Origin of the sequence: Mycobacterium sp. (assembly GCF_049683935.1) — a bacterium.
Lineage (GTDB): Bacteria > Actinomycetota > Actinomycetes > Mycobacteriales > Mycobacteriaceae > Mycobacterium.
In genome coordinates, this window is the sequence record NZ_JBAUJR010000267.1 from 1 (window position 1) to 8,878 (window position 8,878).

Here is an 8,878-nt window from a genome sequence, read left to right on the forward strand (position 1 = left end):
CCAGCACATCGATGTACGCACCCACCACATCGATGTGCTGGTGGCCGTCGTGGCACCGGTCCATCCAGTGCGAGACCTGCCACCAGTCACGCATCGGCACACCGAGGGCGGCGCAGAGGTCTCGGACACGCGGACCGAGAACGACGCCGGCCACGTCGTCGGCACGGTGTTCGGACAGTCGGGCCGTCACAAGCTCCCACAGCCGCTGCGAATGCAGTATCGCGGTCATCTCAGCTTCCTGATCGTGGTCGACAAGCCCGGCCCCGAGTGCGGAAGTTAGCCAGACTACTCAAACCACGGTAGCGGCCCGACGCGCGTCACCCGGCACGACGACGTGGTGAGATCCACCACAAGGAAAATCCCGATCGTCACCCCTCGAGGTACACGACCGGGACTCTCCTGTCACTCAGGCCAGCCCTGTCACTCAGGCCAGCCCTGTCACTCAGGTCAGCGATCAACCAACTTGCGGTCGCTGCCACCACCACGGAACATGTTCCGCCAGCCGCGGCGTCGAGCCGGCTTCTCATCAGCGGTCACCGGCGCAGTCGCGGTGCCGGCAACAGGCTGCGCACCGGTGCTCGACGCGGGAACGACAACAGGCTGCTCGCCGGTCGAGGTCACCGCGGCGTGCTCGTCGGCGACGACCGGCCGTTGGGCGTACTCGACATCGCGGACACTGCGCACCGACAGACGGCCCAGAGCAAGCGCTCCGAGGAACACGATGAGGGCGCCGAGACCGTAGAAGTAGGTCAGCTCCAGCCAGACCTGCTTGGTTTCGTTGGCCGCGACCGGCGAACCGACGCCTCCCAGACCGAGCGGGCCGGCCAAGGCGCGGCCCACCACGAACCAGGCGCCCGCAGCGACGGTCAGCCAACTGCCGAGCATGGCTGTCGCGCGATTGCGCGACGCCAGCATCAGCAGACCCCCGATCACCGTGACCGCTCCGGGAAGCACTTCCAGCCAGCCTCGACCGTTCGTCCACGCCCACGGCTGATCGGGACTGAACGCGAAGTCGAAGTACGGACCGACGAACGGGATGAGCGCACCCCACAGGCCGAGCAGTATCAGGAGGAAGCCGCTGGCGGCACCGCGGCTGCGCTTGATCGTCAGCCGGCCCCCGTGCGGGCGTTCCGTGTCGTTCATGATGCCTCCTCGGTAGTGCTGATCCGGGTACCCGAGCACCCGCCGACCAAACGGCGGAGCACGGATGGTTATCGGGTTGAGACCATGTGGGGCTATCGTGCGCAGCGCGTGTGGCCTCAGCGCACCTGGTCGACGATTGTGACGACGGCGTCCGCCACTGCTTGCGGCTGGTAGAGCATCATGTTGTGCCCGCTGCCCTCGACGACGACGTTGGTGGTGCCCAGCGCGGCGGCGAGCATGCTGTTGGCCTGGTGGATCTGAGCCTGCGTGTAGGTCTCGGGCGTGAGCTGTTCGGGCGGCGGGAAGCGGTCGGCGCTGAGGACGACCGCCGGCACCCGGGGAAGCGGCGGCGCAGCCTCGATCGCCGCGAACGCCTCCTCGAAAAAGACGCTCTCACCGGGCGCGCGCCCCTCGCGGCCACTGACGTAGAAGGCCGCGTTCTGTGCCGGGCTCCCGATCGAGGGCAGGAACTCCGATGTCGGTTCGACGAACACCAGCCCCGCCACCCGGTCGGGATGCTGCCGCGCAAGCAGATCGAGCACCAGCCCGCCGTAGGAGTGGGCGACGAACACGAACGGACCCGTCAGGCCGGCGGCGGCGATCAACGCGACCACATCGTCGACGTCCTGCTGCAGGAGGTGGGGCTGCGGGACCGGCGTGGACCGCTGCCCTCCGTCGGGGCGGGTGTCGGGCCGGTCGTAGGCGCAGACCCGCGTTGTCCGTGCGACGGTCGGCTGGGTCGCCTCGGGACTGGCAACCGGAGACGCCCGCTCGATGTCGTCGTACGGCGACGACCACGTCGGATCGCCGGGCGGGACGACGTAGTTCCAGACCTCGGCGTAGCTACCCATGCCAGGGATGATGAACACCGTCGGCGAGCCCGACCCCTGGCAGTCCAGGAACAGCGCACGTCCCGCGCCGATATCGACCGCACCCGGGACCGCGGCGCCCGGATCGGCAGCGCTGCGGGCACACCCCGCAGCGACCACGAGCACCGCTGTCAACACGCCTAATCGGCGCCAGATCACGACGGTGAGGCTACGCCGTCAGCCCTGATCTCCGGCCCTCTTTCTCGTCACCGTCATTCGAACAAGCCGGTCTGCCCCAGACCCGGCACCCCGCTGGGCGGGGTCATGCCCAGATGAGTCCACGCCTGCGCGGTCGCGACCCGCCCGCGCGGAGTGCGTGCGATCATCCCGGCGCGCACCAGGAACGGTTCGCACACCTCCTCGACGGTGGCGGCTTCCTCCCCCACCGCGACTGCGAGCGTCGACACCCCCACCGGGCCGCCGGCGAAGCTGCGCGTCAGCGCCGAGAGCACCGCACGGTCGAGACGGTCGAGGCCCAATTCGTCGACGTCGTACACAGCCAGTGCGTACTTGGCGATGTCGCGGGTGATGATGCCGTCGGCACGCACCTCGGCGTAGTCGCGCACCCGGCGCAGCAACCGGTTGGCGATGCGCGGGGTGCCCCGGGAGCGGCGGGCGATCTCGGAGCCGGCGTCCGAGCCCAGCTCGATGCCGAGGATGCCTGCCGAGCGCGCCAGCACCCGCTCCAGTTCGGCGGGCTCGTAGAAGTCCATGTGCGCGGTGAACCCGAACCGGTCCCGCAGCGGGCCGGTCAGCGCGCCCGATCGGGTGGTCGCGCCGACCAGCGTGAACGGCGCGACCTCCAACGGGATCGACGTGGCGCCCGGCCCCTTCCCGACGACGACGTCGACGCGGAAGTCCTCCATCGCCAGGTAGAGCATCTCCTCGGCGGGACGCGCGATCCGGTGGATCTCATCGATGAACAGCACGTCGTGCTCGACGAGGTTGGACAGCATCGCTGCCAGATCCCCGGCACGCTCCAACGCTGGTCCGGACGTGACGCGCAGCGAGGTGCCGAGTTCGGCGGCGATGATCATCGCCAGCGAGGTCTTCCCCAGACCGGGCGGCCCGGACAGCAGGATGTGGTCGGGAGTGCCGCCGCGATTCTTGGCACCCTCGAGCACCAGCTGCAGCTGCTCGCGGACGCGCGGCTGACCGATGAACTCACCCAGCGAGCGCGGCCGGAGGCTGGCGTCGATGTCACCCTCGCCGACCGTCAGCGCTGCGGACACCTCACGGTCGGTGGTGTCCTCGTGGTCATCCTCGTCGAATCGGCCCATCACTTCCTGCCCAGCATCGACAACGCCGCGCGCAGCGCGCTCGACTGGGTGGCGTCGGGGTCGTCGGCGAGGACCTTGTCGGTGGCCTCTTCGGCTTGCTTGAGCGCGAACCCGAGCCCGACGAGCGCTTCCACGACCGGGCCGCGGACGCTGTGTCCGCCGACCGAGGTGAAGCCGGTCGAGGTGACCACCCCCACCTTGTCCCGCAGCGTCAGCACCAACAGCTCCGCAGTCTTCTTGCCCACCTTGGGAATTCGGGTCAGCGCCGTGACATCACCGTCCCCGATCGCCTGCCGCAGCGTGGGACCGTCGTACATCGCGAGCGCGCCCAGTGCGATGCTCGGCCCGATCCCGGACACCCCGATCAGCGTCGTGAACAGGTTGCGGGCGTCGGCATCGGCGAAGCCGTACAACGTCATCGAGTCCTCGCGGACGATCATCGCGGTGATGAGCCGGGCTTCGTCGCCGCGGCGCAGGGCGGCCAGCGTTGCGGGGGTCGCCATCACCTTGTAGCCGACACCGCCGGCGTCGATGACCACGTGGTCGAGGGCGATGTCGAGGACCTCACCCCGAACGGCGGCGATCACGTCGCGCTCCGAGACATCCGGCCCGGCACCGGCTTCGCCCCCGTCTTCGCCGCTTTGAGGGTGGCCTGATACTTGCGCCGCTGCGCTTCGGCCATGGCCTCGGCCTCGGCCATCCGGGCGATCATCGGTGCCCGCCAGCAGTGACAGATCGCCAGCGCCAACGCGTCGGCGGCGTCCGCGGGCGTCGGCTTCTGTTGCAGCGTGAGGATTCTGGTGACCATCTCGGTGACCTGAGATTTACCGGCACGGCCGTTGCCGGTCACGGCGGCCTTGACCTCGCTGGGCGTGTGGAAGTGGACGTCAATGTCGCGGCGGGCCGCGGCCAGCGCGATCACGCCCGCGGCCTGGGCGGTGCCCATCGCGGTGGAGGCGTTCTGATGGGCGAACACCCGCTCGATCGCGATCACGTCGGGTCGGTGGGTGTCCATCCAGTGTTCGACGGCATCGCTGATCGACAGCAGACGGTGTGCCAGCGGTTGTTCGGCAGGGGTGCGCACGACGTCGACGTCGAGTGCGATCACCTGTCGGCCCTTGCCGCTCTGGATGACCGACAGCCCGCACCGCGTCAAGCCGGGATCGACTCCCATCACCCGCACGCCAGCCCCTTCGTCAGAACATTTGTTCGAGAGCTTAGCTTCTGTCTGCGACGCCGGCGGGCAGGGACACGCGGCGATCGACGGGGCCAGGAGTTCCGACCGCTTCCGATCTGGCCGGGTCGCCTCAGTCCTCGTCGAGGGCGGCGGCGACGTCGTCGGGGATGTCGATGTTGGTGTAGACGTCCTGCACGTCGTCGCTGTCCTCGAGCGCGTCGATCAACTTGAGAACCTTGCGGGCTCCCTCGAGGTCGACCGGCACCGACACCGACGGCTGGAATCCCGCGTCGGCTGAGTCGTAGTCAATGCCCGCGTCCTGCAACGCGGTTCGCACTGCAACCAGATCGGTTGGCTCACAGATGATTTCGAAGCCATCGCCCAGATCTGTGACATCCTCGGCGCCGGCTTCGAGCACCGCGGTCAGTACGTCATCCTCGGAGAGGCCGTTCTTCTCGAGCGTGATCACACCCTTGCGGGAGAAAAGGTAGGACACCGATCCGGGGTCGGCCATGTTGCCGCCGTTGCGAGTCATCGCCACGCGGACCTCACCGGCAGCGCGGTTGCGGTTGTCGGTCAGGCATTCGATCAGGACCGCGACACCGTTGGGGCCGTAGCCCTCGTACATGATCGTCTGCCAGTCCGCGCCGCCCGCCTCTTCACCGGCGCCGCGCTTACGGGCGCGCTCGATGTTGTCGTTGGGCACCGACGTCTTCTTGGCCTTCTGAATGGCGTCGTACAGCGTCGGGTTGCCTGCAGGGTCACCCCCGCCCGTGCGGGCAGCGACCTCGATGTTCTTGATCAGCCGCGCGAACTCCTTGCCGCGGCGTGCGTCCTTGACGGCCTTCTGGTGCTTTGTGGTGGCCCACTTGGAATGGCCGCTCATGCGGAACTACCTCGCTCATCTAGATCGGTGGCAACCCGACGAGTCTACGTGGACCGCACCGCGCCGACGTCACGTTGGTGCCCTGAGATCGCCCGGAATGTCGTGCTGCAGGGTGGGGGCGACCGCATCGACGATCTCGTCGTCGCCGATCGGCCTGCGTCGTAGCGTGAGACCATGCCGCGGCACGAACGACAGCTCAACGGCCCGCAGACCACGGGACGGGACTACCGGAATCTCAGCCGACCCCGGTACCGAATCCGGCGCGTCGACAACGTCGCGGTGCCGATCCGCGACGGGGTCACCCTGCTCGCCGACGTCCACCGTCCCGACACGGCGGGGAAATTTCCGGCGCTCGTCGCGGCGTCGCCGTACCCCCGTCAGATGCAGGACCTCGGCGCACCCGCCGGTTTCATCGAGGCGGGCGCCACCGACTTCTGGGTTCCGCGCGGCTACGCGCACGTGATCGCCAATGTCCGGGGCACGGGCGGCTCCGGCGGCACGTTCGGCTTCTTCGACCCGCAGGAACGTCAAGACATGTACGACCTGGTCGAGTGGGTGGCGGCGCAGCCCTGGTGCGACGGCCACGTCGGCATGATCGGCATCAGCTACTTCGCGATGGCCCAGCTGGAGGCGGCCGTCGAGCGCCCGCCGCACCTCGAGGCGATCTTTCCCGTCGCGGTGACCGCCGATCTCTACGACGCCGCCTCCCACCACGGCCTGGCCAGCGCCACCTTCATCACCCCGTTTCTGGCGATGATGGGGCTGACCTCGGATCGCAGCGACGCGTTCTGGCGGCGCAACCCGGTGATTGCGGCGGCGCGACGAATCCTCAACACCCCCAGGCTGCACCGCAAGTTCGCCACCATGAACGGCGAGGGTGCCGTCACGATGATGCGGGAGCTGCTCAAGCTGCCCCACAGTCCGCACCCCTGGGACGACCTGTGGCTGGAGACGATGGTCCGACATCCCCTGCGCGATGAGTGGTGGGAGGACCGCAACCTGCTGCCACTGCTGCGCAACATCGACATCCCGGTCTACCTCGGTTGCGATTGGGAGAACGTACCGCTACACCTGCCTTCGACGTTCACGGCCTGGGATGCATTGGCGCACAACCCGAATGTGCGGATGGCGTTACTGGGACAGTTCGGTCTGACCTGGCCGTGGGAGAGCCTGCACACCGAGGCGCTCGCGTGGTACGACCACTGGCTCAAGGGCGTGGACACCGGGATCATGGACGGACCGCCGATCCGCTACGTGCTGCCGGGCGCCGACGACTGGCGCACCAGCCTGAGCTGGCCTCCGGATGCACAGCACCACCGACTGGCCTTGTGCGCCGACGGTGAGCTCTCCGAGGTCGAAGGACCGCCCGGGGCGCGCGAGTACCTCACGCTCGGCGCCGGACTCAACCGCGTCAAGGCCAGCCCGATCGATCCGCCGTCCGTGCTCGAGTGGACATCGGAAGCACTGGCCGGGGATCTCGACGTCGCCGGCCCCGTCGAACTGCGCCTGGTGGCGTCGGCAACCGCGATGGACACCGCCTGGATGGCGACGCTGCAAGATGTGGCGCCCGACGGCGAGGTCACCGACGTCACCGCCGGATGGCTTCGCGCGAGCCTGCGATCGGTCGACGAGGCGGCGAGCCGCGACGGCGCTCCGACACTGCCCTGCACCGAGGCCATCGCGGTCCCCGTCGGCGAACCAGTCGACTATCGAATCCCGTTGGTCACCAACGCCCGTCGCTTCTCGGCGGGCCACCGGATCCGTCTCGCACTGACCAGCGACGACCAGAGTCCGGGTACTCCGGCGATCATGAACTTCCGCCATGCGAGCGTGGGAACCAGCAGCCTGAACACCATTCACTCAGCGTCGCGGCTTCTGCTGCCGGTCCTGAACGGCGAACAGCCAGGTGTTCTTTCGGTCACAGTGGACGAAAGCAAACTTACCGAGAAGTAAGATGCCGCGCATGACGTTTTCCCTCGACCTGTCCCTCGACCTGATCCACGTCCGGGACTGGGTGCACGAGTTCGCCGCCGACGTGATCCGGCCCGCGGCCGCGGAATGGGACGAACGCGAAGAGACGCCGTGGCCGATCATCCAGGAGGCCGCCAAGGTCGGCCTCTACTCGATGGAGTTGTTCGCCGAGCAGACCGCCGAGCCTTCCGGGCTGGGCATGATCGTGGTCTTCGAGGAGATGTTCTGGGGTGATGCCGGCATCGCGCTGGCCATCCTCGGCACCGGCCTGGCCGCGGCCTCGGTGGCCGCCAACGGCACTCCCGAACAGGTCGGCGAGTGGGTCCCGCAGATGTTCGGCTCGATCGACGAACCGAAGGTCGCGGCGTTCTGCTCGTCTGAGCCCGGCGCCGGATCCGATGTCGGCGCGATCCTCACCCGCGCCCGGTACGACGAGGCCACCGATGAATGGGTACTCAATGGAACCAAGACATGGGCCACCAACGGCGGCATCGCCAACGTCCACGTTGTGGTGGCCTCCGTCTTCCCGGAGTTGGGCACCCGCGGTCAGGCGTCGTTCATCATTCCGCCGGGCACCAAGGGGCTGAGCCAGGGCCAGAAGTTCCTCAAGCACGGTATCCGCGCCTCCCACACCGCCGAGGTGGTGCTCGAGGACGTGCGCATTCCCGGCCGTCTCATCATCGGCGGCAAGGAGAAGTTCGACGCACGCATCGCGAAGGTCCGCGACGGCAAGAAGGCCGCCGGGCAGGCCGCGATGGCGACCTTCGAGCGGACCAGGCCCACCGTCGGCGCGATGGCCGTCGGTGTCGCTCGCGGCGCCTACGAGTACGCCCGCGACTATGCCTGTGAGCGTGAGCAGTTCGGACGCAAGATCGGCGAGTTCCAGGCGGTCGCGTTCAAGCTGGCCGACATGAAAGCGCGCATCGACGCCGCCCGCATGCTGGTCTACCGCGCCGGCTGGATGGCCCGCAACGGCAAGGAGTTCACCTCGGCCGAGGGGTCGATGGCCAAGCTGGTGGCCAGCGAGACCGCCGTCTACGTCACCGACGAGGCGATCCAGATCCTCGGCGGCAACGGCTACACCCGCGACTACCCCGTGGAGCGCATGCACCGCGACGCCAAGATCTTCACGATCTTCGAGGGCACCAGCGAGATCCAGCGTCTGGTGATGGCACGCGCCATCACCGGCCTGCCGATCCGCTGAATTCACTGACGCACAAGTAGAATTCGCCGTGATGGCGGGTCACGCCCCTGTCACCACCCGCAATGGTGGCGTCAAGGCAACGACCCGCAAGATCTTTTCCGCTCAGATGTGGGTTTCGTCGGGAAAATGGGGACGCAGAGCGGCGGCGAAGACGAGGTCGAGCATTCGGTCGGGCAGGAACGGCAGCCAGCGGATCATCGCGGCTTCGCGGCCGACTGGGTACCGAGTCCGCGGCTTGCGCGTCGTCACCGCCTTGCCGATCACCTTGGCCGCGGCCTCAGCGGGCAGCCCTGACTTCGTGGACGACACAGCCTGTGCGTTCACGGCGTGCACCAAATCACCGTAGCG

The 8,878-nt window shown here is 68.1% G+C and carries 9 protein-coding genes and 2 pseudogenes; 3 read left to right on the forward strand and 8 right to left on the reverse strand.

Annotation, left to right across the window (positions count from 1 at the left end; all coding sequences use genetic code 11):
• From WA965_RS15640 to WA965_RS15670, 7 genes and pseudogenes are all read right to left on the reverse strand, one after another.
• Nucleotides 1-229: pseudogene (locus tag WA965_RS15640) on the reverse strand (hypothetical protein); the annotation flags it as partial.
• Nucleotides 230-447: 218 nt separating this feature from the next.
• On the reverse strand, nucleotides 448-1,143 hold the full coding sequence (locus WA965_RS15645) for a hypothetical protein (RefSeq protein ID WP_526297640.1): 696 nt from the start codon (nucleotides 1,141-1,143) through the stop codon (nucleotides 448-450).
• 116 nt (nucleotides 1,144-1,259) lie between these two features.
• A complete protein-coding gene (locus WA965_RS15650) occupies nucleotides 1,260-2,171 on the reverse strand; it encodes an alpha/beta fold hydrolase (protein ID WP_526297638.1) in 912 nt (303 codons plus the stop codon).
• A gap of 53 nt (nucleotides 2,172-2,224) precedes the next feature.
• Nucleotides 2,225-3,292 (reverse strand): Holliday junction branch migration DNA helicase RuvB, encoded by a 1,068-nt coding sequence (gene ruvB, locus WA965_RS15655; RefSeq protein ID WP_526297636.1) that lies wholly within the window; start codon nucleotides 3,290-3,292, stop codon nucleotides 2,225-2,227.
• Nucleotides 3,292-3,879, reverse strand: coding sequence for a Holliday junction branch migration protein RuvA (ruvA, locus tag WA965_RS15660; RefSeq protein WP_526297634.1), 588 nt, complete (start codon nucleotides 3,877-3,879; stop codon nucleotides 3,292-3,294). The genes ruvB and ruvA overlap by 1 nt, the downstream gene beginning before the upstream one ends.
• Nucleotides 3,876-4,475, reverse strand: a complete 600-nt coding sequence (gene ruvC, locus WA965_RS15665) for a crossover junction endodeoxyribonuclease RuvC (RefSeq protein ID WP_526297632.1) — start codon at nucleotides 4,473-4,475, stop codon at nucleotides 3,876-3,878. Before ruvC ends, ruvA begins: the two co-directional genes overlap by 4 nt.
• A 124-nt stretch (nucleotides 4,476-4,599) precedes the next feature.
• Nucleotides 4,600-5,355 carry a YebC/PmpR family DNA-binding transcriptional regulator gene (locus WA965_RS15670; RefSeq protein ID WP_526297630.1) on the reverse strand — a complete coding sequence of 252 codons (756 nt, stop codon included), beginning with the start codon at nucleotides 5,353-5,355 and terminating at the stop codon, nucleotides 4,600-4,602.
• 27 nt (nucleotides 5,356-5,382) lie between these two features.
• On the opposite strand from WA965_RS15670, the gene WA965_RS15675 reads away from it, so the two are divergent.
• The 3 genes from WA965_RS15675 to WA965_RS15685 are packed head-to-tail and all read left to right on the forward strand — an operon-like array spanning nucleotide 5,383 to nucleotide 8,530.
• Complete coding sequence (locus tag WA965_RS15675) at nucleotides 5,383-5,520, forward strand: hypothetical protein (RefSeq protein WP_526297628.1); 138 nt, start codon at nucleotides 5,383-5,385, stop codon at nucleotides 5,518-5,520.
• A 9-nt stretch (nucleotides 5,521-5,529) separates the two neighbouring features.
• A complete protein-coding gene (locus WA965_RS15680) occupies nucleotides 5,530-7,308 on the forward strand; it encodes a CocE/NonD family hydrolase (protein ID WP_526297626.1) in 1,779 nt (592 codons plus the stop codon).
• Between the two features lie 10 nt (nucleotides 7,309-7,318).
• Complete coding sequence (locus WA965_RS15685) at nucleotides 7,319-8,530, forward strand: acyl-CoA dehydrogenase family protein (RefSeq protein WP_526297624.1); 1,212 nt, start codon at nucleotides 7,319-7,321, stop codon at nucleotides 8,528-8,530.
• Between the two features lie 102 nt (nucleotides 8,531-8,632).
• On the opposite strand, the pseudogene WA965_RS15690 reads toward WA965_RS15685, so the two are convergent.
• Nucleotides 8,633-8,878 (reverse strand): annotated as a pseudogene (locus WA965_RS15690) (dehydrogenase); the annotation flags it as partial.

Coding starts and splice junctions, on each gene's coding strand:
- WA965_RS15645 (WP_526297640.1), bottom strand. CDS start 1,143: ATGAACGACACGGAACGCCCGCACGGGGGCCGGCTGACGATCAAGCGC.
- WA965_RS15680 (WP_526297626.1), top strand. CDS start 5,530: ATGCCGCGGCACGAACGACAGCTCAACGGCCCGCAGACCACGGGACGG.
- WA965_RS15670 (WP_526297630.1), bottom strand. CDS start 5,355: ATGAGCGGCCATTCCAAGTGGGCCACCACAAAGCACCAGAAGGCCGTC.
- WA965_RS15685 (WP_526297624.1), top strand. CDS start 7,319: ATGACGTTTTCCCTCGACCTGTCCCTCGACCTGATCCACGTCCGGGAC.
- ruvB (WP_526297636.1), bottom strand. CDS start 3,292: ATGGGCCGATTCGACGAGGATGACCACGAGGACACCACCGACCGTGAG.